Below are 26,111 nucleotides of genomic sequence, written 5' to 3'. Positions count from 1 at the left end.
GCGGCGGGCACCCTGACTTGAAGTCACCGTGTCACCTTCATGCCTCTGTCGAGCCACACCGCGCGGGTGTCGGCCGGCGGCGGCACGCTATCAGTGAGCCAGCCCGCGAGGGGCGGCAAGGAGCACTGCGGGCCCGTGCCGACCGACACCCTGGACGCTACGGCTGCAGACCGAGCATCTGGGCTCAATTGAACAAGTCAGGAGCGTGCCGCTGTCCCGATTGAGGCGTGCCCCCGGCGCCGGACGATTCGGTTCATGTCCGGCATCGTCGCAGGGAGGCACGTTGATCGTCGTCGGGATAGACGGGCACAAGAACACGCACACGCTGGTGGCAGTCGATCCGCTGGGCAAGCGGCTGGCGGAACTGACCGTCGCCGCCAGACCCGCCGGCCATCTCAAGGCGCTGGCATGGCTGCACGGCTTCGGCCCGGTGCTGGTAGCAGTCGAGGACTGCCGCCACCTGACCCGCCGGTTCGAGGCCGACCTGCTCAACAGCGGACACGCGGTGGTGCGGGTGCATACCCGGCTGATGGCCGGCGCACGACGCTCGGCCCGCGAGCGCGGGAAGTCCGATCCGATCGACGCCGAGGCGGTGGCCCGGGTCGCTCTGCGTGAACCCGACCTGCCCAAAGCGTGCCTGGACGGGCCGAGCCGGGACATCAAACTGCTGGTCGACCACCGACGCACCCTGGTCGCTCAGCGCACCGCCATTGGCAACAAGCTGCGCTGGTTCCTGCACGAGCTCGACTCCGAGTTGGCAGTCGCCTCTCGTGGCCTGCGCCGCCTGTGCGTCCTGGACCAGCTGGCCCAAGCCCTGATGAGGGTCACCCGGTGCGCGCTCAGGTCGCCGGGCCAGGCCAACTGCTATCCGGCCGACAAGGTGCTTGGCCTGCCGCACGAGCGGCACAGCCTGGGAGTGCGCAAGCTGGCCGTGCTCGAGGCGGTGCGCGGCTCGTATGACACCGCAACGGAGGCGATCACCCGCTGCTGCGGGAAGGTCGTGGGCAAACGCCAGGTCGAACACCTCGTGCAGGCAGCGGCGGTGGACGTGGCCGCGTTCTACGCCGCCCGCACCCCGGTGCCGCAGGGCGCATCCACGCTGCTGGTGCTGTCCGTGGACGGCAAGGGGATCGTCATGCGCCCGGGCCATCTGCGCGAAGCCACACGCAAGGCGGCCGAGCGTGCGAAGCGGACCTTCCGCACCCGCCTGGCCACCGGGGAGAAGTCCGGGCGCAAGCGGATGGCGACCCTGGCCGCCGTCTACGACGCCGACCCGGCCGTGCGCCGCCCGCACGACATCATCGCCCCGCCCGGCGGCCGCAGCACCGCCCGCATCCCGCGCCCCGGCCCGAGAGCCCAGGCCAAGTGGCTGACAGGATCGGTCAAGCACGATCCCGAGCACGTCATCGCCGCCGCCTTCGACCAGGCCCAGGCCCGTGACCCGCAGCACCGCAGGTGCTGGGTTGTCCTCGTCGACGGCGCCCGCCACCAACTCGACCTGATCCAGGCCGAGGCCGAGCGCCGCGGCGTGAACATCCACATAGTCCTCGACCTGGTCCACGTGATCGAGAAACTCTGGGCCGCGTCCCGCTGCTTCCACACTCCCGCCGATCCGGCTGCCGAGGACTGGATCGCCGTCAAGGCCGCCCGTGTCCTGCGCGGATGCGCCCAACAGGCCGCCGACGAGATCCGCGCCGAAGCCGACCACCGCAAGCTGACAGGTGATCAACGGACGGCTGCCGACAAAGCCTGTCAATACCTCAACAACAACGCCGACTTCGTCCACTACGACCGGGCACTCGCCGCCGGCTGGCCCATCGCCAGCGGTGTCATCGAAGGCGCAGCCCGCCACCTCATCGCCGACCGACTCGACATAACCGGCAGCAGATGGAGCATCCCCGGCGCCGAGGCCCTCCTCAACCTCCGCGCCGTCATCAGTAACGACGACTTCCCGGCGTACTGGAACTTCCACGTCCAGGCCGAACACCGACGCCTCCACCCCACCGCCGACCAGGCCGACTACAAACTCACCGCCTGAGCAACGACCTCACCGCAGAAGAGCTACACCCCTCGCGAATCGACCCCGAACTGGCGCCACGCGTGACCACGGTGTAAAGCACTGTCACGAGCTCGCCGGCCTATGCCGCAATACGCTGAATCGCTGGACCACTGCATCGACGCAATCATGCAGATGCGGCGTTGGTAGGCCGGCATGCTCACGCATCAGGGCAATGGCCTGCACGTTTCGACCGGCCGAAACAAGGCTGTCCACCTCCCGGCGGACCTCCGCGGACAGCCGGTCCCACAAGGCGTTCTTCATACCTGCATTGAATTTCACGTGCCACCCTCTCGAGCGACCGTGACCTACTCAACTCGCCGCCTTATCAAACGCCCCTGGCAGAACAAGACGCTCTTTGACTCTCACTGCCATCGACACCCTACCGAGAGATCGCACCTTGATTCCTCACGCCTCGTCAAAGGCCTCGAGCAGGCGCTCGTACGCCAGCTTCGGCCGCAGGGCCGCGTCCCACGGCAGGGAATCGGCCGTGCGCGGAGGATAGATCTTGGTGTCGGCGGTGGAACCGTACCGGTCGGTGAATCCCCATGTGGAGAACGATGTGCAGTTCGGCTCCTCCAGGCATACCCGCAGCTTGCCCGCCATCTCATCAGCCTGGGTCTGCCGCCCGTCCTCCTCGTCCTCACCTATGGTGACGTCCATCTCCGACACCCGCGCCTGAACCCCGAGCTCCGCCAGATCCCGCACATGGCTGCGGAAAGTCTCCGGGTCGATGCGGTCGCCGGGTGCGTACTCGTGGTTCTGGAAACCCACGCCGTCGATCGGTACGCCGCGTTCCTTGAGCCGCTTGACCAGATCGTAAAGGGCGTCCCACCGCTCGCCTTCCTCCTCGACCCCGTACTCGTTGAGGAACAGCCGTGCCTTCGGATCGGCCCGGTGGGCGGCCCTGAACGCCTCGTCGATGTACTCCTCGCCCATGGCCTCGAACCACGGGCTCTGCTCGGAGCGCAGACCGAGATCCCCGTTGGTGTAGCTCTTCTCGTCGTCGGACATGGGCTCGTTGACCACATCCCATTCCGCGACTCTTCCCTTGAAGTGCCCGGCGACCATGGCGATGTGCCGGAGCATGGTCCGGCGCACCTCCTCGGGGTCGTCGTTCTCCCGCATCCAGTTGGGCAGAGCCTCGTGCCAGACGAGGGTGTGCGCGTGCACCTTCATGTCGTTTGCGCGGGCGAAGCGTACGAGTAGGTCCGCGTCGCGGAAGTCGTAGACGCCCCGGCGTGGGTGGAGGAACTGTGGCTTGAACGCGTTCTCCGGAGTGAGCATGGAGAACTGGCTCCCCGCGAGCGCCCGGTAGCGTGAGTCGGTGAGCAGCGGGTTCTCGGCCAGGGCGGCGCCGACGTCGAACGGCCGCCCCACGTCTGCGGCCCGCGCACGCAGCGAGTCGTCGGACTGCTCCTGGCGTAGCTGCGGCGCCTTGATCACGCGGAGCGAGTCACCGCTCTCTGCCCGCGCGATCAGCTGCGTCAGACGCCATCCCTCTCGGCGCTCGTCTTCGCCCGCGTCCGCCTCCAGACCGAACCAGACAGTGCCCTCGGCGAACACCCCCGGGTCCTGCACAGTTCCCAGCCGCCGCCCGTCGGCTTTTACGCGGAAGGTGTCACCGATGCTCGACACGGCGAGCGTCACCGTCCCGGAGCAGCCGCAGTCGAAATCCTTGGAGGTGGCCGGCTCATCGCCTTCGCCGTCCCATATCTGTACCTTCACTTGTCCGTCGGCGGTCACGCCGACGCGGAGTGAGGGCCGCTCCTGCCGCCACTCGTCGTAGATGACCGGTACCCGTCCGTACAGCCGCAGCCATGAGTCGCCGTCATCGTCACCCACACCGGACATGCGCGCGGTCACGGTGAAGTCGCCATCGGACCTAAGATGCGGGCCGGCCAGGTTCAGCGGGGGGTTGGGCTGGCCGCCGGAGGAGTCCTGCTCCACGATGTGCCGATCCAATGCGCTGACCCGCAGGATGTCGTTCCGCGCGGTGGTGCCCGGCATCTGCGTCCAGTCGTGGTTCCGCAGCAGGTCTTCGTCGTTTCCGCCGCCCGCGCCTTCGCCCTGCCCCGTACACCCGGCCGCCACCGCCATGACGAGCACCACGGCGGTCAGTCGCTGCCACGTCCCCCCACCAAGGTCCACGGTCCCCCCCCACTCTCTTGTTCGAGACGAGATCAACGTCTCGAAGCCGGGCCACAGTTCATCACGCATGAGGTACGGCGGCCTTGTGTGGCACGTCCCAGCTCGTGTGGCGGAGCGGGCCCGGACTGTTGCGGCCTGCGCGGAAGGCGCATCAAACACGCGTGTGCCAGCGAACTTCAGGGTATCCACGGAGACGGTACGCAAGTACGCTCACTGTTCGCTGACCGGCGGATGGTGGGACTGGCGGACGAGCCGCGGCCGGGCCGCCACAAGTCAGAACTGGTACTCAGCGAGGCTGAGCGTACGGAGTTGACGCGCTGGTCGTGACAGGCGATGACGACCGGGCCGGGATCGGCGCCGGGGCTGTTGGTGTCGACATTGGTGATGCACTGCCTGCACGCCGACACCACGCCTGACGAGAAAGCCAAGCAGGCTCGGTGCCATCGCAGACTCCGTCCTCTCCGGCCGCGGACAGCCGATCCCACAAGGCGGGCGGTGTCACGTTGTTGGGTGTGGTGTTGTCTGACGGTGTGCCGGGGCGTGGAGGAGTCGGGTTCCGGCTGTGTGCTCACGGCGCGGTGGGCAGGCCGGCGGTTCCGGTGCTCTGCTCCCAGATCGCGAAGCGGACGGTCATCTCGGCTCGATAGTGGGATGCGGGGATCAGATGGCGGCGGGGCCGGAAGTGGGGCGAGATGCCGCTGAACGCGGACAGAAACCGCTGTGCTCCGCCCACCGAGCGGAAGCCTTTCATCGCCCGTTCGCGCTGCCTCGTTGGCTGGTGACTGTTTTCCGCCCGGTTGTTCAGGTACATCGACTGCCGATGCTCGACGGAGGGCATGACCTCGCGGTGGGCCGCGCCGTAGGAGCGGAGCTTGTCGGTGACGACCACCCGCGGCACCGCACCCGTGTTCTTCAGCAGACGGCGGAAGAAGCGTTGGCCGCAGCGGTGTCCCGCCGGTTTTGTACGAGGATGTCGAGCAGCGTCCCGTCCTGGTCGACGGCCCGCCACAGGTACCGCAACCGCCCGTTGATCTTGATGAAGACCTCGTCCAGGTGCCGTTTGTCACCAGGCCGGGGCTGCCTGCGGCGCAGGGCGCCTGCGTAGGTCTGCCCGAACTTGGCGCAACAGCGACGGATGGTCTCGTAGGAGACGACGATCCCGCGCTCGAACATGAGCTCCTCGACCTCGCGAAACGACAGCGGGAAGCGGTAGTACAGCCACACGCAGTGGGAGATGACCTCGACCGGGTACCGGTGGCCCTTGTTCGACGGCGACACGGCCCCCACAGACAGCCCCCCGCACGATCAACCAGAAGATCATCCCATCCAGTCAACCAACGTGACAGCGCCTTCCCGTGCGCTGCGGCTGGGACGATAGAGCGCGGCAATCCTCTCAATCGGTGGCCGCCGTGCCGTCGAGTTCGGCACGGGGCGCCCTAATTGCGAGTGGTCGAGCGCCTGGCCCTCGTGGACGGATACTGGGATCGCGCGGCCCAGCTCTACGCTCGGCTCGGGCACCCCGGACTGGGAAGCGCTGGAAGCGAACACAGCGAAGAGCCCATCCCCGGGTGGGACCAACTCGTGCGGCACCCCGATGCCCCGTACGCCTTCAGGCTGCGCAATGCCGCATACCTGCGGGAGGCGGCACTGGGACGGTCCCGCTGGGGCGGGAGCTGAACGGCGCCGGCCAACACCCCGCGTCGGCGACGACCTGCGGTCAGAGACTGCGGAAGAGTCGCAGGTGCGAGCACCTACAGTGAGGCATGGATGGCCCGCGGTCGCTCAGCGCGGTAGGCGTCGAATGCCCCGTCCTCGCGTCCCGTCCCACCGGCTACCGCCGACGGCCGGGTTCGAGGTGCTGCGCGAGGTCTCCCTGCACACCAACCAACATCAACCGCGCGGTCGCGGAAACACTGATCGCCTGGGCGCGGTCAGGGATACAGGGCCTGCTCCAGGGTGCGGTGGCAACGGATGACAGCGTCGACACCGACCAGCTGCGGGACACGCAAGGGGGGAGTCCCGGTCGACTGGTTCACCAACCAGTGCCTCCACACCGCGCGGAGACGTCCCACTCCACGAGCACGAGACCACCACTGCTCGACTCCAGCCCCAGCCGGCGACTGGAGTCGACGCGTCGAGCCTCCACTGATCCCGGAGCGGTTCACACAGGGGCGGCCCCGAGCCATTGTCGGGGCCGCCACCGTCAGTCCTACGTTCGGATCAACTCTGCTGCTGTCCCTGCCGCATGGCCTCGTCCGTCATGTCGGTCACCTGGCCTGCCGGCGGTGCCTCGGCGTCGACCTCGGTGCCGAAGTCAAAGTAGTTCATCACCATGGTCATCTTGACCTGCTCGGGCGAGGCGCTGTTGTCCGCCTTCGCGCCGGCCCCGGCCGGAGCCTTGACCGTCATGTCGATCTGCTGGCGGCGCAGCCGGCCGTCGTCGTCGAGCCAGACGTGCATCGGCAGCTTCGGGCCGACCTGCTCGCGCAGCTGAGCGCCACCCGGCAATTCGGCGACGTTCACCGAGACCCGGTAGCGGGTGGTCTCGACATCGTCGACCTTCTCGGTACCGACCTCGGTGACGTCCTTGTCGGTGATCGCCTTGGCGTACGCGGCGGACTGGGCCGGGTCGCCGATCTGCTGGCCGCTCACTCCCTGCGCCTGCGCGGCCTTCTTCAGGTCGATCTTCATCCAGGGCTTGCCGCCCTGGGCCTTCTGCCCGGGCACCTTCTGATACAGCACCTGGTCGACGACACGCTGCTCGATGCTCTTACCCTCGGCGGTGACGGTCATGACGCTTTCGCCCTCTTGGAAGTCGAGCGCGCCCTGGCCGTCCGTGGTGATCGACTGGCCCTTTGCGGACACCTTCATGTCGATCGTGATCTTGGCCGTCTCAGCCTCGGCCGTCTTGTCGTAGGCGGCCCGTACCGCGGTGGTGCCGTCCTCCTGGGCGCCCGCACTTCGGCTTGCACCGGACGAGGAGCCGGCCTTGTCCGACGCCGGTTCACTGTCATTTCCACAGCCCGCCAGAACGATGCTGCCCATCACCGCAGCCGTCCCGATCGCCGCGGCTTTCATCCTCCTGTTGCCCATGTGAATACCCATCCCCTCATCGACCGCCGGCCGACTTCTGCAGACCGACTTTCTGTCGTCCCGAATTCCCAAGATCCAGCTGAACACGCCTGTCGCCTAAGCGCCTTGGCGAGAAAATGCGGGTATGGCGAGGTGTAGGCGGGCTCTCTGAGACAACAAGCCGTTCAGCGCGAATGGACCTTGCGATCGGGGGAAACATGCGCGCATTCCGGCAGTGGAAGGTCATCACGGCCATCGCCGGAATCCGGAATCCATTCCAGCATTGATCTCGCTGAGTCAGTAGCCAGAACTTGCCGTGTTCGCGCACCGGATGCGGGTGCGGGTGTAGCTGGTCGACGACTCGGTGGCGTCCGAGGCGGGGGAGGCCCGGTGTCCCGCTTCGCCGGTTCGGGCCAGCGGGGGCACGGGTGGGGCAACCCGGGCCGCCCTTGATCGGGACCTGAACTGGTCAGGTCCGCTGGCCGCACTCGGCTGAGCCGCAGCCCGGGCCGTGTCGTCGGCGTGGCGGAATCCTGGGCCCCAAAGGAAACTCCAGGATCAGGGGTCAAGGCCCAAGCCCCGTGCTCGCTGCAGCGTGCGGGGGCGGCGGCTGTGTGGCGCCGCCCCCGCTGAGTGCTGGCGTCAGGTCATAGGTGTTCGCGCAGCCACGCCAGGATCGCTCCGGCGGCGAGGGCGCCGATGGCGGTAGCTGCTCCGCGGACCAGTCCGCTCAGGGCGGTACGGGACAGGTGGCGCCGTAGTGCGGGGCGGCAACGTCGGCCGGACGGGGGGTGCGGTTTGGCGCTGATGGTCGTGCTCCAGTCGTGTGGGCCTGTGGGCATACCGGTGGCCTGGCACCGGGTTGCGGATTCGGCCGTGTCGGGCGTGAACACCTGAGAAGATGCCGGGACCCGATTTGTTGCCCAAGCCCCAACAATGGCTTTGAGCAGGCTTTTTGGAGTGAGTTAGGTCATGGCGAGCGGTGGCCCGGAAGGGGCCGGCGGCGGGGGAGCGGGCCGTGGACGAGGCCGTCCTCGTAAGGATCTCGACCCGGCATTAGCGTCCGAAGTAGCCCGGTGGGCGGCCCACTTACGGCAGCTTGTCGATGTGTCCTTCCCGAAGGACGCGGACGCGGCCCTAGCGCTCCAGATCACCCCGGCGACCCTGTCGTGCTTCTTGTCAGGCAAGAAGGAGGTCCCCGAACGGGGCTTCGTGCGGCGGCTGCACGAGGTACTCGCCCGGCGCGAGGGCAGGCCGGTAGACCCCCAGGCCCTGGAGCACAGCGATGAGCTGTACATGGCCGCGCTCGCGGTACTCCAGCCCTTGGTGTGGAAGGTCCACAACCTCACCGACCAGCGCAACGCCGCCCGCCAACGCGAGCAGGTAGCGCTCACTCAGCTACACCGTATGCGCACCTCCCTGGAAACAGCGGAACGCGATGCCACAGCGCTGCGCCGGGATCTGCGCCGTGCGCGCAAGGAACAGGAAGCCTTCGCCTCCCAGACCCAGGATCTCCTCGAACAGCTGCGCCAGGCACAGGTGGCAGCAGACGAAGCCGTCGTGGCGGAGGCGATCAGGATCGCCGAGCAGGCTGCGGTGGCCCTGTCCGCGCGCCGCTCAGCTGCGCGCACGGCGAGCAGGATCGCTCTGATCAGCTCTGCGGTGCTCTGCGTAGCGGGCATCGGGATGGCGGTCGTCGGACCGTCGTTGACCGGAGACCTGGCCGCCTGGCTGATCGGGGGAGCGGGCACCACGATCATGGCAGTCCTGGCCGGGATCAGGGTGGGCCGGTGGCGCCGGCGCCAGCTGCAACAGCTTGGGGTGCACTGGGACTGGGCTGCTCATGCGCTCGCCATTTCCTTCGCCGGGGCGATCGCTGTGGCCTCGCTCGTGCTGCTGGCCATCGGCGTCCACTACCATCAGGACGCTCTGGCACACCGGCTGCAGGTCACGGCTGCGGTGAGCGAATGCACGAAGATGGGCACGTACCGGACTGAGCACGGCGAGTTCCCGTTCTACGACTGCACCTATGAGTGGACGCTCAACGGCGTCACCTTCGCCCAGAGGGACAGTGGGCTCAAGGAGCTCGAGGGGAAGACCGACACGGTCCTGGTGGATCCGACGAAGCCGGACGAGATGGTCCCGGAGCGCATCGCCACCCACAAGTCTTTCTACTGGCTCGCGGCCGCTGTCCTCTTCGCGCTCGGGTATCCCGGCTTCAAGATTTGGGAGTTGTGGGAGAGCGTCAGCAGTCGTGTACAGGATGCGGTCAAGAGGGCCGAGTACAAAGAGAAAGCACGGGTCAGCGCGATGGCCGGGTGAGCAGCGCTCTCGCCTCGGCACTGTGCGTGCGTCCGACGTCAGGACCGTGCCGGCCCCCGCGCCGATCCATCTGAGTGCGGGCCCGAGCGGGACGCCGATCTGCCAGTGGCACGGACTCGTCAAGCAGCTGCCCCGGACGGTTCGCCGCGCAGCAGGTCCGGGCGGGCATCGGCCAGGGCGAAGACCCTGGTGAGCCCGGGGAGGAGGGCGTTGTCGATGCGGTAGTGCCGTGCCCGCTCATCCCGCTGCAGCACAGGGCCGGCGCCGTCCGGGCCGATGCGGCCCTGCACCGCCTTGATGCTTGTCAGGCTCCCGCCGATCCGCGAGACGGGGATCGGATGCGTCGGATGGTGGGCGAAGTGCTGCTGGACGTCGTCGTACGAGGCGGTGCCGCCCTGCTCGGTGATGCGGCGCAGGACCGCCCGGGCCCCGGGCATCAGTGCGGCAATCAGCTGGAACAGCAGTTGGTCCGTCCAGCCGTCGGCGAGGTTTTCGTCGGCGAGGTCCCGCGGGCCGGGGCGTGGTTCGGCGGCGGGTGCGTCGGGCCAGGCGACCGGGACGTCCGGCCGCAGCCCGTAGGCGGCCTGGACGGCGGCGATCGCCTGCTCGTAGGTGTCCGTCCCGGTGTCGATCGTCAGCCGCACAACCGCCCCTTCCCGTGATGATGTGCTCGCCCATCCTGCCCGGCTCCCGGTGGCCCCTGTCCACAGAGGACCGGCCCGAGGCTGCCGGTATGGATGATCAGCACACCAACGCGGCGTCGGCCACGCTCCGGCGCAAGCTCTTCGACGGCCTCGGACGGGCCGAACGTGCCTTGTTCACCCGTCCCGCGCCGAAATCCGCACGAGCCCAGATGAAATTCCTCCTCACGCGCGCCAAGGGCTCCACGACGGCCGTAGCCGAGCGCCTGGGCGTCTCCCGCCGCACCGTGGAGCGCTACCGCTCCGGCGCCGTCAAGAGGCCGCAGAAGCGCCTCCAGGCGGCCTTGGTGGAGGAGACCGAGGCGCAGTGGCAACCGCAGGTCAGGGCACAGGCGAGGCAGCGCGCCGTCACGTCCGGAGGGCTCATCATCTCCTGCCGGGCCTACTTCGGATTCGGCCCGGAGGGGACCTCGGACGCGGGCCGGATGCGGGACATCATGACCGCCGTCTCACCCGCGCACGCCGACCTGATCCTGGCCGCGCGAGAGAGCGGAGCGACGGATGATGATCTGCATGAGCTGGTTGCGGAGGCCATCGCCGACGCCTATTTCCGCAAGGAAGGCGGCGGACGCGCGGGCGTGCACGTGGAATTCAAGGACGTGGACCGGCTCGATATCTCGTTTTAGCTGCACGGAATTCATGGCTGCTATAAACCTGTCTACGTGAGCCGAAGCACGTTAGTTGTCACATAGGCAGGCTTCTTGTCACCTACAGGGACGGGCGCTGCTGTCCTGGTGTCCGCGGGCGGCCCGGCTGAGGCTGAGCACGATAGGTGTCATATTTGCAGGACAACTGTCGTCATCCGCGAAGTCGCCGGCCCGGCCGCGAGCCTCGAGTACATCCTGCGTGCTCAGCCCGGAGGCGTGCCCGGCACCTGGGGCCACCGCTTCGACGACTACCTCCTGCACGCTCCCCTCACCGACCAGCACCGCAACAAGATCGCCCACCAGGCCGCGCTCATCGAGTCCGCACTCGGGAGCGACCCGGCGGACGTTCCGAGCACGGCCCCCCGCGCGCGCCACCGGCCGCCGCGGCCCCCGGCAACGTCCTGCGCACCGCCACCACCTGGCCGCCGACCACGGCCCCTTCGATCTGGTCCTGGCCGGAGGCCTCTTCGACTACCTCGAAGAACGCTTCGCCCGAGCCCTGATCCGCACCACCCTGTCCCGCCTGTGCCGCCCCGAGGCACGTTCTACTTCTCCAACATCGCGACCCCGAACCCGTACGCCGCCCTGATGACCCACATCGGCCGCTGGAACCTCGTCGAACGCACCCCCGCCGACATCGAGGCCGACGTCCGAGCCGCCGCGCCGCCGGGAACCGGCGCTGGACTGGACATCACCACCGATGCCACCGGCCTGACGCTTTTCGCGACCGTGCGGTGCGCTGACGAGCCGGGGTGATCCTCGCAGCCGGCATCGTGTTCCTCCCTGACGCAGCATCGGTCGTCACTCGAGGCCTTCGATGATGCGGAAGTCGCGCTCGAAGCCGTCGGGGAGTTCGGCCAGCGCCTTCTGGTAGGCCGCACTCTCGTATGCGGCGACCGCCTGTTCGAAGCTGTCGAACTCGATCAGGACAACGCGCTCGGCGATTCCGGCTTCGTGTGCGACGACCCGGCTGCCGATGCTGGCGAGCACCCGCCCGCCTGCGGCCTTGACGGCCAGACCGGCCAGTTCGTTGTAGACATCAAGCCCCTCAGGGTCTGCGATGGTGGGGTAGACGCTGACCCAGTAGCCCTTGGCCACGGTTCCTCCGGTGTTCGGAATTGACGATCAGAAGCATGCTCAGATCCATGGCCGGCGCGCTGTGGGTCAGCGAGCCGACGGAGACGGCGTCGAAGTCGGACGGCTTCGATCAACCGGCTGGGGCTGCGATCGGAGCCGGTCGAGTCGATGACCGGCCTCGCCGGAAGGGCGGCGGCCTGAGCTGAAACGAAGAGGAGACGACAAGTAGGGAGGAGTCGCACCAGTACGGCGTGATCGGCCATCAACCGCGAGCCCCTGCCACAGATGCCGCCAGAACTGGCCGGGCTCTCACCGGAGCAGTTGGACCTGCTGCGCACCGGCACCCTGGCCTTGAGCGCGCGGGCCTCATCGCATGACCCCGCGCACGATCGCTGCCTGGCCGCCGACTCGGATCCGGTGTCCCGTACGGTCGCGGTGGACGGTCGCTGTGATGGTGGACGAGCTGCCGAGGTGGTCCCCCATGTCGACAGCGAGGCGGTGTGTGCCGAACCCGGCAGCATGCGCTGCCAGGCACGCCGTGCTGTTGGCGTTGGCGATGTCTTCGGGGACGCCGATCGACGGGGCGAACACCCGGGCAGCTGCTCGGCCGTGTCGGTCCGGGGGCGAGTAGGCGTAGCAGCCCAGCAGACCGTAGCGGTCACAGGCTGCGCGTAACAGGGTTGAGTCCGGCGTGAGTTCGCCAGTGCGGCGCGGGATCGGATGGGCAGCAGAAGCCTCGGCCGCCCGAGGGACGCCACGCAGGCGTCGCCGGCGACCGCGTCCTCATTCAGTCCGAGGCCGCCTGCGACTGCCCTCAGTTCGGGTCCACCGGTGCTACGCAGGCTGACCGGGCCCGGGTCGAACGACGCCGTCAGGCCGTCATCGTTTCGGCTTGCCCGACCGTCGAAGCTGCGGTGGGCCGTACGCAGGGCGGCGCGGTAGTCGTGGTCGCCGCCTTCCCGTTCGGCGAGGGCGGCGACGGTGCCGTGGCCGCAGGCGGGCAGTTCGTCCTGGGCGGTGAAGAACCGCAGTGTGTACGCGGGCCGACGACGCTCGATTCCGGTCGCGCGGAGAAAGACGGCGTGCGATGTTCCCAACTCCGTGGGAATGCGGCATCGCTCCTCGTCGGTGAACGGCGCATCATCCAGAACGGCGGTCGGGCTGCCACCCGCGCCGTCTCGCTGACACGCGACGACGACCGCTACCTCGGACACGGCACCGGGCAGGTGGTCAGCAGCATGGTCAGGTCCAGTGCGGGCGCGCTGTGCGTCAACGCCCCGACCGAGATGAGATCGACGCCCGTCCCGGCGATGGCGGGAGCTGTGTCCAGGCGGATGGTGCCCGAGGCCTCCAGCAGGATCCGGGAAGCTTGGGCCCGCCCGGCCCGGACCTTCACGACCTGCTCGATGTCGGCCACCGGCATGTTGTCGAGCATGATCCAGCGGGCTCCGGCGTCGAGGGCCTCGACGGCCTGTGTGACAGTCTGCACCTCGACATCGCTTTCCACGGTCTGCCCGGTGCGCGCCATCCCGCGCCTGACCGCTTCGATCGCGGCGGTCACCCCGCCCGCCGCAGCGATGTGGTTCTCCTTGAGCAGGACCATCGCCGCGAGATCGAGGCGGTGGTTGTGGCCGCCGCCGGCGGTGACCGCGTACTTGTCCAGGGCTCGCAGGCCCGGCGCCGTCTTGCGCGTGTCCAGGATGCGCGCCCTGGTCCCTGCCACAGCTTGGACGTAGCGGTCGGTCAGCGTCGCGATGCCGCACATGCGCTGCAGGAAGTTCAGCGCCGTACGCTCCCCGGTGATCAGGCTGCGCGCCGGACCGGACAGGTGCACCAGGACCTGGCCGTCGGCCAGTCGGGCGCCGTCGGCGACGGCCGGCTCGACCTTGACCTCGGGGTCGACCTGCGCGAAGACCTCGGCGACCACGGGGAGGCCGGCGGCAATGCCGCTTTGCCGGGTGCGGATCTCGGCCGTGGCCGCCAGGTCCTCGGGAACGCTCCACACGGTGGTGATGTCCTTCCCTGACGCGTCCTCGGCCAGGGCGGCAGCGGCGGCGGCCCGTGCTGCCGCCGAGGGAAACTCGGTCATGGTCATCTGGTCTTCAGCTCTGAGTGGACGTTGGCCCGGTGGCGGCAACCGCTGACGAGGCAGCACTGAAGTTCCGCCAGGCCGGTTCGCAGGACCTGGTGGATCCTGTACTCGATCTCCCGCGTACCGGTCACCTGTCCCCCGCCACGAACAGGTTCCGGGTGAGCCGTCCGCAGCGACTCGGCGCCGACGTCGAACCCGGGGCACCTTGCGCATGTACTGGTCCTCCCGGCCGGTCTCGCCTCCGTCGACTCGGGCTTTCAGGAACGCCCCTCACCCAGGTCGTCAGGGCAGGTGCCACAACAGCCTCCTCCGTTTCGATTTCCGAAGCGGTCGCCGATGCTAGCGTGTCGGAATTCGAAGCATCAACCCTGGAGAGCTGGACATCCCGACATGGCAACACCCAGACCTGGCAGTCCTGTTCGCGGCTCGACCACCGGCCGCCCCCTCATGGCCGCACTCGATCTGTTCGGGCGGCGGTGGAGTCTGCGCATCCTGTGGGAGCTGCGCGCGGGTCCGCTTGGGTTCCGCCCCTTGCAGAAGCGGTGCGACGACATGTCCTCCAGCGTGATGCGGCAGCGCCTGACCGAACTGCTGGATGCCCAGGTGATTCACCAACTACCGGACAGCAGCTACGAGCTCACCCCGCTGGGGCAGGAGGCGCGCCACGCCCTGAACCCCCTCGCCCGCTGGGCGGAACGCTGGGCGGCCACGATCGACCCGCAAGGGGCGGACCACACCGACGACCAGTCCGCCAGCCGCGTCTCACCTCCGGACACCGTGGGCGACGGGGCGCCGGAGAGGGGCTCCGCAGACTGACGCCCCGCCTCGGATCGGAGGCGGGGCGGGACCGCCGGGTCACGAGGTTGCCGGCGCTCGGCCGAGCGCCGGGGGCAGGCGCGAAACCTCCGCCAATGCCGAAGCGCAGTAGTGGTCGCCCCCGGGGCGCGCGCCGACCTGCGAGCTACCGCGAGCGCAGCACCGCGTCACTCGTGAGGTAGCCGGCTTGTCAAGTCGATCGCCTTGGCGAGCTGCTCGGCGTGGTCTTCGAGCAGCGGCTTGAGGGCGCCGTAGTAGGGCTGGCGGTCCGCTTTGCGGAGCCAGTGGAAGACGTTGTGTCGCTCGCGGGTCCAGACGGCGCGGAGTTCGGGGTCGGGGGCGATGTCCGGCGGGCAGGGTGCGAAGTCGGGCTCGCCTTCGGTGACGCGGGTCCAGATGTAGGCGCTGACGCCCAGGCGTCTGCGGTCATCGCTGATGGGCTTTCGATTACTCGTGAGCACTGGGAGTTGGGCGAGTACGTGCTGCCAGTTCTCGGGTTCCAGGGTCCAGGTGGAGAGGGCCTCGCGTCGGCGCTGGTAGTCGATGACAGGGCCGGCGAGGAGTTCGGCGGTGATGGCGTCGAGGGCCTGTTCGTAGTCACGGGCCGTGCCGCGGGTACGGAGATGGCGGTTCAGCAGCTGTGTGTAGCCGTTCCTCTTGCCCTGGGGGTTGATCCCGAGGAACTGGGCGGCTTCATTGAGGCTGCCGCCGCGTGCGCGCCGGACGAGGAAGACGGAGGCGCTGCGTCGGCGCATCTTGGGGGCGATGGCCGAGAGGAAGTTGAGGTGGCGTTCGGCGAGGGCTTGGGGCAAGAACGCGGGGATGTGTTCGGGTCGCAGGCCGACACCGGTGGAGGGGAGGCGGAGTCCGCCTTTGCCGGTGCGCCGGAAGGTGGGAACGATCGTGTCGGCGGCGTGCTGGAAGCGTTCGGAGCATGCGCTGCGGTGCTCCTTGAAGTTCTTGTCCCAGATCAGGTGCCGTGTGGGCGGGATCCCACTGCGGGTCCGGTTCTCCTCGGGCGCGAGCGCGGAGAGCGCTTCGCGCAGGTCGTCGGCGGCCAAGAGGCGATCGGTGACCTGGAGGAGGCCGGCGCAGGCGAGCGCGTCGACGGGTGCCCCGGTGGAGCGGTAGGGACGGGAGTCGGTTCCTTCGTAGATGGCGAGGTGCTGGGCGACGGCTGCGGCGAGTTGGCGGGTGGTGCCGATCGGCTGGAGGCGTGGCCAGCTGATCATGACCAGTCCTGCGAGCAGGATGAGCTCGGTGAAGTACTGCTGTGCCGGCTGTTTCGGCCGCCCGGCTGGAGTAGTCGAAGGATCTTGTGCTGGAGCGCGAGCAGGGCGGGGCCGGGCCGGTGATGGTGCAGTGGGTCGTGCGCAAGCGGTGCCCCGCAGGGGGCGCCGGGCCAGCTGGTCGGGATGTCCTGATCCGTGGAAGACCGGCAGTGGGCAGGGTGGACTCCGGAGGCGGCAGGACGGGGAAACAGCTGGGCTCTGCTGCTGAAGTTGACCGGTTTGTGGCAGCGGGGGGCAGAGGTGTTCCAGGAACACCTCGTGGAGCGGGCAGGCGAAAACGACGGGAAGGCGCCAGAGGATCTGCCAGGGCCCGCCGTGGGCGTTCTGGATGTCGGAGCCGTCGCCGGCGAGGCAGTGGGAGCAGTAGCGGGCGGTCGTGGCGAACAGCCATCCGTCCGTGTGCATGGAGTAGACCTTGCCGGCCCGCACGTTGGCGACGCTGCGGGCCGCCGGCGGATAGCGGGAGGCGAGAGGTTCCAGCGTCATCGCGCGGACCTCGCGGGGGTCCAGGCGGTGGTGGCGGCGAAGTTCTTGATCTCGGCGGTGGTCAGCCGCGTGGAGAGTGACGCCCGGGCCCGACCGAGCCGGTCCTGTTCGGTCAGGCCGGTCAGCCGGGCGAGCTCGTGGGGCGAGATGTGCAGGCGGTGGGCCAGACGCAGGACGAAACCGGTCAGGGACTCGCCCTTGAGAGGGACGAGGCTGAGTCCTAAGGGCCGCCGCCCGGAGCTCATGGCCATGTCAGCCACCCGCGGCCGGCCTGCTCCCGCGGTCGTCGAGGACCGTGTTGCGTCTGCGTCGGCGGCGGGGCTTGGTGGGCGGGGCGGTGTTCTGCGGGATGTCGGGGACCTCGCCGGCACCGGGGTCGAGGTCGTCCAGGTTGCCGAGGTGAATCGTAGTCTTCGCGAGCAGTTCGGGGGTGAGGCGTTCTTCGCCGGTGAGGATCGCCTCGGTGCAGCCGTCCTCGATCAGCCGCCGCAGCAGGCCGACAACGCCGCGGGTGCGGCCGAAGAGGTACTCGGGCATCTCGCCGGTGGTCAGCATGCCCTCGAAGGACCGCAGGAGCCGCAGTTGGTCCTCGATCCCGGCCAGGTGGTCGAGGAAGGCAGTGATGGCGGCCGGGGTGGAGTAGTCGAACGGGTCGAGATCGACCATGTCGAACCGGCGGCCGGTCTGCGTGGCGGCCGCGGTGCTGTGGCGCCCGCCTCGCCCGTTGTCGGGGAAGACCCACTGTCCGGTGCGCTGGTCGACGTAGGCGCCGCGCAGGAGTCCGGAGCCGGGGATGTCCACGCCGATCAGGATCAGGGTGACGTTGAGGTCCATCAGTTCGCGGATCAGGTCGAGGGTGTCCTGGTCGTCCTCGCGGTGAAGCCGGAGCCGGGTGATGTCATCGATCAGCAGGGCAGTGGTGTGATGGTCCCGGATCGCGTCCCGCACCGCTCTGACCAGGTCGTCCAGGGTTCCGGGGTGCGGGTTGCCGTAGACGTTCAAGATCGCCTTGCAGAGTCCCTTGGGTGTCGCGCGGACCGGCAGACGGCAGTAGGCGACAGGGACGAACACGTCCCGGGTGCCGGAGGCGGGGCCGGGCAGCAGCTGGTGGTGGACCTCGCGCCAAACGTCCTCGAAGGACGCGGCCGCGTCGCAGGCGGTCTCGGTCTTGCCCTGGACCCGCCGCCGTTGATCATCAGGCCGTCGCGGGTGCCGGGCATGAACTTCACCGCGTTGTTCTGCAGCCGGCCGCGCATCAGGTTCGCGACCCGCGCGCTCATCGGCGTCTCCTGCAGCCGCATGTTGACGTGCGTCGCGGTGCGGTGCAGGTCGTGCAGGGCCCGGCGCCGGGGACTCAGGCTCTGGTTCTCGGCCAGCGTGAGCGGCGGTGCGGGCACGAAGGTGCCGCGGATCCTCCGCCACTGCTGCCATCCCAGCGGGTGCGGTCCGGCGGCGGGCCGGCCCGCAGGAAGGGGACGACCGCGTGCTCATCCGGCGTCGTCTGGTCCACCACGGTCCTCCTCCAGGTCGTCCTCGGGCAGGACGAACACGCTGCGGGCACGGAAACTGTGCCCTAGCTCGGGCGGCGGGACGGGAGCGGGCCGGACGGCCTCCCGCCGCCGGCGCCGTTCACCGGCGACCGCTTCCTGCGTCTGGCGGGCCCGGCCCGGCCAGCTCAGCACCGTCGCCGTCTCCTCCCCAGCAGGATCGGGCGGGGGCGGGTGGTGGGGCCGGTGCGGGCGTGCTCGGCGGTCGGTCGGCCTGCGCGGCCCTGGCCTGATGCGTCTCGCGGGCGTGCTCGGTGCGCTGGGACTTCTTCAGCTGGGTCGGCCACTTGCTGACCGGGATGTTCGAGCCGATCAGCTCCAGCAGCACCGGCAGCAGCTCGGTGTCCGACTTCGGCTTCAGCCCGGCCGCCGCGGCCTTCGCGAGCAGGGCGCTGGCCCGCGCGTCCCCGAACGCCGGCATCTGACCGGCTCGGGGCATGCCCGTCCAGGGCAGCGGGTGCCAGGCATGGCTGATCGGGTCCTGGAAGAACACCTGGCGCCGGTCACGCGGGTCGCGGCGGATGAGCCACTTGCCCTTGTGCTTGCCGCCCCGCGTCGACAGCTCGCCGCGGTAGTCGCGCAGGACGTCGGTGTCGTCGTACCAAAGTCCGCGGATCTTCACCCCGCGGCGCTTGTCGATACGGACGTAGTGGGCGGGAAGCAGCTCGTAGAACAGCTCCGGGGAGGGGATGTCCATCGCGAAGCCGGTCTGCGTGAACGACGCCGCGAACAGCGAGTTCGGGCTGTGCGAGCCGTCCGGATCCCAGGCCGGGGCGTACTCGCCCAGCTTGCGTTTTTGCCAGACGCCGACGATCCAAGTGGCGATCAGGTGCTCGAGCTGGTCGGCCGTCAGCACCGCGTCCGCGGCCGGGTCGGCCCCGCGGTCGGCGACGTCGACGCCGGTGTAGCCGACCAGGTGCTCGAACAGAAGCTGCCTGATCACGCCGAAGGCCCGCTCGACGGCGGCCTTGTCGGTCGGCCGCAGCACCGGCGCGGGCAGGACCTGGCAGCCGAGGACCCGTTCGACCTCGACCAGGTGGTGGTTGCGATAGACCGATCCGTGGTCGGTGGTCACCGTCTCCGGGGTGAAGAACGGCAGGCCGGCCACCGCGTGCCCGGCGAACTCGGCCACCACCGCAGCGAGCAGGCCGGGGTAGGGCCATTCCAGGTCCTCGCCCCAGTCCGCCCGCATCGGCAGCGGCATCGTCACGTCCCGCAGCACCATCGCGACGTCCACCGAGGTGTCGGAGACCAGCGTCAGCCGGAAGGCGACCAGCGAGTGCGTGCAGACTGGCTGTGACGTTGTTCAGCGGCCCCGGCATGTTGGCTTCGAGCGGCCCCAGTTGGTGGGTCGCACGGGTGCATTGAGGGGTGGTGACGGGGCGAAGTGGCCCCACCTCGGCTCTTGTGGTGAGACGGTTCCTGTGGTTTCCGGCAGGGGCGGTGCTGCGGATGTCTTTGTCCAAGCAGGAGCTGTTCGACCGGATCCGGCGGGACAGCTGGCAACAGCAGCTGTCGATCCGCGCTCTGTCGAAGAAGTACGGCGTTCACCGCCGCCTCGTACGGGAGGCGCTCTCCTCGCCGGTTCCCACCCCGCGCCGCCGGGCGGTGAGGACGTCACCTCGGATGGAGCCGTACAAGAAGACGGTCGACGCCTGGCTGCGAGCTGATCTGGATGCGCCGCGCAAGCAGTGGCACACCGTGCGTCGGATCGTCGCGCGGATTGAGGAGGAGTTCGGCCAGGCGATCCCGTATCCGACGGTCCGCGACTTCGTCGCGGCTCGGCGCAAGGAGATCGCCGCTCAGGTGGGGGCTCCTGTTGAGGCCTTCGTGACCCGGCACAACGCACTCGGTGCGGACGCCGAGGTCGACTTCGGAGACGTCTATGTGGATCTCGCCGGTCAGCGCACCCGCTGCTATCTGTTCGCCTTTCGCCTGGCCTATTCGGGCAAGGCCGTGCACCGCATCTCACGTTCGTGCGGTCAGCAGGCGTTCTTCGAAGGCCACGTGCACGCGCTGACCACGCTGGGCGGAGTGCCGGCCGGTCAGGTCCGTTACGACAACCTCACCCCGGCGGTGAAGAAGGTGGTCTTTCGCAGCCGCTCGCGGGAGGAGAACCCGCGCTGGACCAACTTCCATGAGTACTACGGATTCACTCCGTTCTACTGCGAGCCGGGCCTGCGCGGCGCCCACGAGAAGGGTGGTGTCGAAGGCCAGGTCGGCTACTTCCGCCGCAACTACCTCACCCCGGTGCCGCAGGTGGACAGCTTGGATGAACTCAATGGCCGGTTGGCCGAGTTCGAGGCGAAGGAGGACGAGCGGCGGATCGGGGCGAGGATGCGGACGATCGCGCAGGATTTCGCCCGCGAGGCCGGCCATCTGCTGCCGCTGCCGGACGATCCGTTCGCCACCAGCATCACACTCATGCCCCGCGTCGACCGCTACGGCATGGTCACCGTGAAGATGTGCCGGTACTCGGTCCCCGTCCACTTCATCGACCGCAAGGTCACCGTCACACTCACCTGCGACGACCTGACTGTCTATGACGGCCGACGGGAGATCGCCCACCATCGGCGGCTGACCGGTCGCGGTGCCGAACACCTCGTGCTGGACCACTACTTGGAAGCCCTGCTGACCAAGCCGGGGGCGCTGGAACGCTCCGAGGCCCTCCATCAAGCCCGCGCCGAGGGCACCTTCACGGCCGTCCACGAAGCGTTCTGGGCTGCGGCCAAGAAGGCCCTCGGAGACATCGAAGGAACGAAGGCCCTGGTCAAAGTGCTGTTGCTGCACCGCCACCAGCAGCACGCCGACGTAGTCACCGGGATCCGCGCGGCCCTTGCAGCAGGCACCTTCAACGAGGACGTCATCGCGCTGGAGGCCCGCAAGGCGGCCCAAGCAGCCGGGCCGGCACCGACCGTCACCGCCAGCACCCCCGCCCCGGATCCGTTGGATCTGGACCCGGCCCAGGGTCACGCCCCTGACTCCGCGCCGTCTCGCCCGCGCTCTGCCCGCCGATCAGCGTCCCCTGCCCCGTCTGGAGCAGTGGGACGAGCTGTTGCAGCTTCGCCGGAAGGACTCATCATGACCTCTGCCCATCACGCGCTGACCGCACAGGCATCCGACGCTGTGGACGCTCACGTAATTCCCCAGGGCTGAGTTCACGTAATTCCCCAGCCCCGGGGGCGGTGACGGCTACTTGATCTTGGGGTCGTCCGGCTTGCTGGTGGGGTTCTTGGGTCGCTTGTTCGGTCGGTAGCTGGGACCGTTCATGATCACCTGGTGGCTGGTGTTGATGAGCCGGTCAAGGAGGGACTCGGCGACGACGGGGTTGGGGAAGAGGGGATACCAGTCGCTGGGCGCCCGGTTGCTGGTGATGATCAGAGACCTTCCCTGCCGCTCGGAGACGAGTTCGTAGAGGTCGTCCGCCTGGGTGGCGTTCAACTGTCGCATCGCGAAGTCGTCGAGGATGAGGACGTCGGGGCGGACCAGTTCGCGGATCCGTTTCTCCCAGGTGCGGTCCGCGTGGCCGCCGGCGAGGTCTGCAAGGATGCGGCTGGTCTTGGCGAAGCGGACGTGGGCGCCCTGGCGGACGGCAAGGTGGCCGAGGGCCTGGGCGACGTGGGTCTTGCCGACGCCGACCGGGCCGAAGAGGATGACCGACTCGCCGGCGTGCAGCCAGCGGAGGGCGCCGAGGCCTCGGATCTGGGCGGCGGGCAGTTTCGAGGAGGCAGTGAAGTCGAACTCCTCCAGGGTGACCTGCTGCTCGAACTTCGCCCGCACCAGGCGCCGTTGGAAGGCGACGGTCTCGCGGCGGGTGATCTCGTCCTTGCAGAGGACCTGGAGGAAGTCGAGGTGGCCGAGTTCGCCGCCGTGAGCCTGGGCGAGGCGGGCGTCGAGGGTTTCGAGCATGCCGGACAGTCGCAGGGCCTTGAGTGACTCCCGCAGAGCGGCGTCATCACGGTCATCGGGCTTCCACCGCGGCTTCGTCGTGGACCTGGTCGTCGCGGTCGTCGTCCGTCATGCCGGGGGTCGCGACGGCGGCGAAGAGTCGGGCCGGGCCGTGAAGGAAGGCCGCGGCCCCGGCGTCTCCGCTGGGCTCGGGCTCGGGGTCGGTCTCGGTGCCGGCGATGAGGATGCCCTTGATGGTGCGGTAGGAGGGGTCGCCGACCGCGATCGCCCTGGCGCAGGCGGCTTCCAGCCGCGTCTCGCCGTACTTCTTCCGCAGACCGAGAACCCCCTGGGCGGCGCGAGCCGATAGAGGACGTTGACTTCCAGCAGCTGGTCGATGACCTCGCGGCAAGCGTCGCCGATCTCGGACGCCTGGCTGCGGCACCAGACCGGCGTCCGCATCTGGAAGGCGATCTTCTCCGGCGGATAATCGCTCTTGTCGGTGCGTTTTCCCTGGTCGAGGGCAGTGTGGGTCTTGACGAGCTGACCGTCGTGGAAGACCTGGACCATGGTGGAGTGGAGCGGACGTCGACCTTGCGGCCGATCAGCTTCCACGGCACCGAGTAGAGGGTGCGGCCGGCCTTGATGTGGATGTCCGGGCCGACCGTGGCCGTCGACCAGCGGGCGAGCACGAACGGAGTCGGCGGCAGAGGCAGTAGTTCGGCCGCCTCCAGTGCTTCGAACACGGTCATCGGGGCGGCCCCGCCCAGCGGTCGGCACTTTCGCCGTCCGGCGACCTGCTGGCTCCAGGTCACGGCCTCGGCCTGCATGTGCTCGATCGAGGTGAACTCCCGGCCTCGCCAGAACGAGTCGCGGACATAGGGCATCGGCCGCTCGACCCGCGGCTTGTCCTTCGGCTTCGCCGCCCGGGCCGGATCGACCAACGCGCCGTAGTGAGTGGCCAGTTCGGCATAAGCCTTGTTGATCTTCGGGTCATAGAGGTCGGGCTTGTCGACCCCGGTCTTCAGGTTGTCCGGAACGAGCCGACGAGGGACACCGCCGAAGTAGCGGAAGGCCGCGACGTGCGCTTCCGTCCACGCGTGCTGGTCCAGGTGCAGCACCGGCCGGACGAACATGTGCCGCGAGCACGGCAGCACCATCACGAACGCCCAGACCCGATGGCGCTTCCCGGACCGCGGATCGATCCACTGCCCGAGGAATCCATAGTCGATCTGAGCCTCCGAGCCGGGCTCGATCTCGTCACGCAACACGGTGACCTGCGACTTCGCCACCTCATCCGGCAGCGTCGCATGAATCCAACGACGGAACGAGGAGATCGACACCTGCAGCTTGCGCTCATCACGAAGCCGCTGATGGATCGTCGAGACGGTCACCGTCCCGAGCAGGCTCTTGATGTAGTCGCGGTGCTGGTCGATCTCCGGCCAGGTCACCTGCCTCAGCCTTCTGTCGATGAGCCCGGGGAACCACTCCTTGATCAGCTTCGACCAGTCGGCCTCGCTCATCGGCGGCCCGCCCGGGCTGATCCCGGACGCCTCCGCCGGGGCCAGGTACTTCCTGACCGTCTTGTGGTCCACCCCCAGCGACGCGGCCAGCTCGCTCTTCGAGCGGCCCGCGTACCAGTGGACGTAGATCTCGGTGATGTCGACCACGCCGAACGTTCTCCTCGCCATCCGGGCTGCCCATCGGCCATCCGAACCAAGGGACGAGGGGCATGAGCAGCTCCGCGACGACCAGGTCCCTCGATCCCGACCTTCGCGCTATCCGTGGACAATGCGGAGAATTCAGGATGATTAATTAGATGACGCCAAAACCGCCCAAGCTGGGGAAATTGATCCGTCATCGACGTCGCCTGTCAGTGCCTCCTGACAGGATGCGCGGATGACCTCAACTGGCCACCCGCTCACCGACAATGACGATCAGCCGCGTGCCCGCCTTCTGGAGCTGGTCGGCGCCATCGAACCCTGGGACAGCCTGGAGCGCACCCACCTGAAGACCGCCGCGCAGTGGATCGCCAGCGGAGCCCCGGTCTACCGGGTGCACAAGCCGGATGTTCCCGCGATGCACTTGGTGAGCTACTTCGTCGTCCTCGACGACACACGCGGTCAGCTGTTGCTCGTCGCGCACCGCAAGGCGGGCCTGTGGCTGCCGGCCGGCGGACACGTCGAGCCGGGTGAGGACCCGTGGGCCGCGGTGGTCCGCGAATGTCGTGAGGAGCTGGGCATCCACGCCACGGCATCGCCGATCACCGGCGAGCTCCCCCTCTTCCTCACCGTCACCGAAACGCGGGGGCAGGGCGCACACACTGACGTCTCGCTCTGGTACCTCCTCACCGCCGACGCTGACACCATCACCTCCTACGACCAGGAGGAGTTCAACGCGATCCGGTGGCTGACCGACGAGCAGGTGCTCGAGGAGTCGGACGAACTGCTCGACCCCCACATGCACCGCTTCACCCACAAGCTGCAGCACGTCCGGGCCGGAAGGTATTGCGGGTAGCCTCCCCCCGGCCGTCCACGGTGCTGTACGCCCCAGCCACGACGACACAAGGCCGAGAACGACACCAGCACCGCTCACGTTCACCGCCCCCATGGGGAGTCGTGACCGCGAGGGTGGGGAATTACGTGACGCTCAGGCCGTCGGAAGTGGGGAATTGCGTGAGCGTCGACACCGACGCGGCAATCGACACTGCCTGCCGTCTGCTGCGGCTGCCGACCATGCGAGCCCAGGCCACCGACACGATCGCCCGGGCCGAACGAGAGGGCCTGTCCTACGCCGGGTTCCTCGCCGAGCTACTGATGGCCGAGTGTGAGGACCGGGACCGGCGCCGGGCCGAACGCCGCATCCGGGCGGCTCACTTCCCCCGCGAGAAGTCGCTGCGGGAGTTCGACTACCGCGTCAATTCCAACGTCGATCCGGCGGTCATCCACAATCTCGCCACCTGCGAATGGATCGCAAAGGGTTACCCACTGTGTCTGATTGGAGACTCGGGCACGGGCAAGTCGCACCTGTTGATTGGGCTGGGCACCGCGGCTGCCATGGCCAGCTACCGCGTCCGCTACACCACAGCCGCAGCCTTGGTGAACGAGCTGGTCGAGGCGGCAGACGACAAGCAGTTGGGCAAGACCATCGCCCGCTACGGGCGCGTCGACCTTCTCGAAATCGATGAGCTCGGCTATCTCGAACTGGACCGCCGCGGCGCGGAAATGCTCTTCCAGGTTCTCACGGAGCGTGAGGAGAAGAGCAGTATCGCGATCGCCTCCAACGAGGCGTTCACGGGCTGGAGCCGGACCTTCACCGATCCCCGACTTTGCGCGGCGATCGTGGACCGGCTCACCTTCAACGCCACCCTCATCGAGACCGGCACCGAGTCCTACCGCCTGGCTCGCTCCAAAGCCCAGAAGAGCAAAGCCGCAGGGTGACACGCTCTGGTCAGCCTTCCAGGCGAAGCTCCTCCTGGTCCAAACGGATGCTGAGCTGGCTTCCCAGCTCACGAAACCCCAGCGCCCGTGCAACGTTACGGGAGGCCATCGGACGGGCACGCCACTGCGGCAGCAGACCGTCCGCGAGTGCCTGCGCCACCGCCACAGAAGCGACCTGCCGCGCCAACCCGCGGCCTCTTTCCCCCGGCGCGGTGAGCACGCACAGATGGGCGGCTGCCGCGGGCCAGACTTGAAACCCCGCCGCAGCCACCACGTCCGCGCCCTCACGTACGACGAACGCAGCGGAGGTGATCTCGTCCATCCCGCTCTCACCGGCGTCCTCGGGGGACACCGACTTCACCAACGCCATCAAGTCCGGATGCCCGGAGGCAAGCTGTTCAACGGAACGGTCAGCCGGCGCCGGTCGGAAGTGTCAATCCCCTCGAATCGCGGAGACCTTCCTATGCAGCCAGCCCCTCACCGAGGCTGGCCCAGTAGTCGTTTTCGTAGTCGATCGGGCTCTT

The 26,111-nt window shown here is 68.5% G+C and carries 19 protein-coding genes and 5 pseudogenes; 8 read left to right on the top strand and 16 right to left on the bottom strand.

Going from position 1 to position 26,111, the window contains the following annotated elements; all coding sequences use genetic code 11:
• The first annotated feature begins 283 nt into the window (after positions 1-283).
• Positions 284-2,038 (top strand): ISKra4 family transposase, encoded by a 1,755-nt coding sequence (locus ABT147_RS40615; RefSeq protein WP_351416077.1) that lies wholly within the window; start codon positions 284-286, stop codon positions 2,036-2,038.
• Between the two features lie 84 nt (positions 2,039-2,122).
• Here the strand turns inward: ABT147_RS40615 and ABT147_RS40610 are convergent, their stop codons facing one another.
• The 4 genes and pseudogenes from ABT147_RS40610 to ABT147_RS40595 form a co-directional block, all read right to left on the bottom strand.
• Positions 2,123-2,320, bottom strand: a complete 198-nt coding sequence (locus ABT147_RS40610; protein WP_351416075.1) for a hypothetical protein — start codon at positions 2,318-2,320, stop codon at positions 2,123-2,125.
• A gap of 144 nt (positions 2,321-2,464) precedes the next feature.
• Positions 2,465-4,207 (bottom strand): endo-1,4-beta-xylanase, encoded by a 1,743-nt coding sequence (locus ABT147_RS40605; protein ID WP_351416073.1) that lies wholly within the window; start codon positions 4,205-4,207, stop codon positions 2,465-2,467.
• Between the two features lie 568 nt (positions 4,208-4,775).
• Positions 4,776-5,494, bottom strand: a pseudogene (locus tag ABT147_RS40600) (IS6 family transposase).
• 933 nt (positions 5,495-6,427) lie between these two features.
• A complete protein-coding gene (locus ABT147_RS40595; RefSeq protein ID WP_351416071.1) occupies positions 6,428-7,387 on the bottom strand; it encodes an SCO4651 family lipoprotein in 960 nt (319 codons plus the stop codon).
• Between the two features lie 999 nt (positions 7,388-8,386).
• Between ABT147_RS40595 and ABT147_RS40590 the strand changes: the two genes are divergently transcribed.
• The gene (locus ABT147_RS40590) at positions 8,387-9,601 is read left to right on the top strand and encodes a hypothetical protein (protein WP_351416069.1); all 1,215 of its coding nucleotides are present in this window, start codon (positions 8,387-8,389) and stop codon (positions 9,599-9,601) included.
• 119 nt (positions 9,602-9,720) lie between these two features.
• Here ABT147_RS40590 and ABT147_RS40585 read toward each other — a convergent pair whose 3' ends face one another.
• Complete coding sequence (locus ABT147_RS40585; RefSeq protein ID WP_351416067.1) at positions 9,721-10,245, bottom strand: hypothetical protein; 525 nt, start codon at positions 10,243-10,245, stop codon at positions 9,721-9,723.
• Positions 10,246-10,334: 89 nt separating this feature from the next.
• Here ABT147_RS40585 and tpg point away from each other — a divergent pair, with 89 nt between their 5' ends.
• Together tpg and ABT147_RS40575 are read left to right on the top strand one after the other, a co-directional pair.
• Positions 10,335-10,928, top strand: coding sequence for a telomere-protecting terminal protein Tpg (gene tpg, locus ABT147_RS40580; RefSeq protein WP_351416065.1), 594 nt, complete (start codon positions 10,335-10,337; stop codon positions 10,926-10,928).
• Positions 10,929-11,474: 546 nt separating this feature from the next.
• Entirely contained in the window at positions 11,475-11,705 is a 231-nt protein-coding gene (locus ABT147_RS40575) for a hypothetical protein (RefSeq protein WP_351416063.1), read from the top strand.
• A gap of 45 nt (positions 11,706-11,750) precedes the next feature.
• On the opposite strand, the gene ABT147_RS40570 is transcribed toward ABT147_RS40575, so the two are convergent.
• From ABT147_RS40570 to nadC, 4 genes and pseudogenes are all read right to left on the bottom strand, one after another.
• Positions 11,751-12,047 (bottom strand): DUF1330 domain-containing protein, encoded by a 297-nt coding sequence (locus tag ABT147_RS40570; RefSeq protein ID WP_351416061.1) that lies wholly within the window; start codon positions 12,045-12,047, stop codon positions 11,751-11,753.
• 345 nt (positions 12,048-12,392) lie between these two features.
• Complete coding sequence (locus ABT147_RS40565; protein ID WP_351416126.1) at positions 12,393-12,671, bottom strand: PhzF family phenazine biosynthesis protein; 279 nt, start codon at positions 12,669-12,671, stop codon at positions 12,393-12,395.
• 383 nt (positions 12,672-13,054) lie between these two features.
• A pseudogene (locus ABT147_RS40560) lies at positions 13,055-13,240 on the bottom strand (hypothetical protein); the annotation flags it as partial.
• Entirely contained in the window at positions 13,228-14,115 is an 888-nt protein-coding gene (nadC, locus tag ABT147_RS40555; protein ID WP_351416059.1) for a carboxylating nicotinate-nucleotide diphosphorylase, read from the bottom strand. The gene nadC and the pseudogene ABT147_RS40560, both read right to left, overlap by 13 nt.
• A 450-nt stretch (positions 14,116-14,565) precedes the next feature.
• Here nadC and ABT147_RS40550 point away from each other — a divergent pair, with 450 nt between their 5' ends.
• Positions 14,566-14,934: a winged helix-turn-helix transcriptional regulator gene (locus ABT147_RS40550; protein WP_502983249.1), complete on the top strand. Its 369-nt coding sequence runs from the start codon at positions 14,566-14,568 to the stop codon at positions 14,932-14,934.
• A 167-nt stretch (positions 14,935-15,101) separates the two neighbouring features.
• Here ABT147_RS40550 and ABT147_RS40545 read toward each other — a convergent pair whose 3' ends face one another.
• The 4 genes and pseudogenes from ABT147_RS40545 to ABT147_RS40530 all read right to left on the bottom strand — a co-directional run bounded on the left by ABT147_RS40545 (position 15,102) and on the right by ABT147_RS40530 (position 19,496).
• Positions 15,102-16,166, bottom strand: coding sequence for a hypothetical protein (locus ABT147_RS40545; RefSeq protein WP_351416134.1), 1,065 nt, complete (start codon positions 16,164-16,166; stop codon positions 15,102-15,104).
• Between the two features lie 366 nt (positions 16,167-16,532).
• Positions 16,533-16,957: pseudogene (locus ABT147_RS40540) on the bottom strand (TniQ family protein); the annotation flags it as partial.
• A 7-nt stretch (positions 16,958-16,964) separates the two neighbouring features.
• Positions 16,965-17,783 carry an AAA family ATPase gene (locus ABT147_RS40535; RefSeq protein ID WP_351416056.1) on the bottom strand — a complete coding sequence of 273 codons (819 nt, stop codon included), beginning with the start codon at positions 17,781-17,783 and terminating at the stop codon, positions 16,965-16,967.
• A 558-nt stretch (positions 17,784-18,341) separates the two neighbouring features.
• Complete coding sequence (locus ABT147_RS40530) at positions 18,342-19,496, bottom strand: hypothetical protein (protein ID WP_351416054.1); 1,155 nt, start codon at positions 19,494-19,496, stop codon at positions 18,342-18,344.
• Between the two features lie 215 nt (positions 19,497-19,711).
• On the opposite strand from ABT147_RS40530, the pseudogene istA (ABT147_RS40525) reads away from it, so the two are divergent.
• A pseudogene (gene istA / locus ABT147_RS40525) lies at positions 19,712-21,344 on the top strand (IS21 family transposase).
• A 107-nt stretch (positions 21,345-21,451) separates the two neighbouring features.
• Here the strand turns inward: istA (ABT147_RS40525) and istB (ABT147_RS40520) are convergent.
• Entirely contained in the window at positions 21,452-22,168 is a 717-nt protein-coding gene (istB, locus tag ABT147_RS40520; RefSeq protein ID WP_502983248.1) for an IS21-like element helper ATPase IstB, read from the bottom strand.
• Between the two features lie 52 nt (positions 22,169-22,220).
• Positions 22,221-23,817 (bottom strand): annotated as a pseudogene (gene istA / locus ABT147_RS47485) (IS21 family transposase).
• 229 nt (positions 23,818-24,046) lie between these two features.
• Here istA (ABT147_RS47485) and ABT147_RS40505 point away from each other — a divergent pair.
• Both ABT147_RS40505 and istB (ABT147_RS40500) read left to right on the top strand, forming a co-directional pair.
• Positions 24,047-24,664 carry an NUDIX hydrolase gene (locus ABT147_RS40505; RefSeq protein WP_351416050.1) on the top strand — a complete coding sequence of 206 codons (618 nt, stop codon included), beginning with the start codon at positions 24,047-24,049 and terminating at the stop codon, positions 24,662-24,664.
• Positions 24,665-24,822: 158 nt separating this feature from the next.
• Entirely contained in the window at positions 24,823-25,587 is a 765-nt protein-coding gene (istB, locus tag ABT147_RS40500; RefSeq protein ID WP_502983247.1) for an IS21-like element helper ATPase IstB, read from the top strand.
• A 10-nt stretch (positions 25,588-25,597) separates the two neighbouring features.
• Here istB (ABT147_RS40500) and ABT147_RS40495 read toward each other — a convergent pair whose 3' ends face one another.
• Complete coding sequence (locus ABT147_RS40495) at positions 25,598-25,909, bottom strand: GNAT family N-acetyltransferase (protein WP_351416048.1); 312 nt, start codon at positions 25,907-25,909, stop codon at positions 25,598-25,600.
• Positions 25,910-26,111: the final 202 nt, after the last annotated feature.

Source organism: Streptomyces sp. NPDC001868 (genome assembly GCF_040297125.1).
In the GTDB taxonomy this organism is placed as follows: Bacteria; Actinomycetota; Actinomycetes; order Streptomycetales; family Streptomycetaceae; genus Streptomyces.
The sequence above is the reverse complement of the archived record's forward strand: the minus strand, read 5'-3'. Positions and strand labels throughout refer to the sequence as shown.

What these genes read in the sequence shown, in the direction of transcription:
- ABT147_RS40545 (WP_351416134.1), bottom strand. Translation starts at nt 16,166, where the DNA reads ATGATCAGCTGGCCACGCCTCCAGCCGATCGGCACCACCCGCCAACTC.
- ABT147_RS40610 (WP_351416075.1), bottom strand. Translation starts at nt 2,320, where the DNA reads ATGAAGAACGCCTTGTGGGACCGGCTGTCCGCGGAGGTCCGCCGGGAG.
- tpg (WP_351416065.1), top strand. Translation starts at nt 10,335, where the DNA reads ATGGATGATCAGCACACCAACGCGGCGTCGGCCACGCTCCGGCGCAAG.
- ABT147_RS40505 (WP_351416050.1), top strand. Translation starts at nt 24,047, where the DNA reads ATGACCTCAACTGGCCACCCGCTCACCGACAATGACGATCAGCCGCGT.
- nadC (WP_351416059.1), bottom strand. Translation starts at nt 14,115, where the DNA reads ATGACCGAGTTTCCCTCGGCGGCAGCACGGGCCGCCGCCGCTGCCGCC.
- ABT147_RS40550 (WP_502983249.1), top strand. Translation starts at nt 14,566, where the DNA reads ATGGCCGCACTCGATCTGTTCGGGCGGCGGTGGAGTCTGCGCATCCTG.
- istB (WP_502983248.1), bottom strand. Translation starts at nt 22,168, where the DNA reads ATGCTCGAAACCCTCGACGCCCGCCTCGCCCAGGCTCACGGCGGCGAA.
- ABT147_RS40495 (WP_351416048.1), bottom strand. Translation starts at nt 25,909, where the DNA reads ATGGACGAGATCACCTCCGCTGCGTTCGTCGTACGTGAGGGCGCGGAC.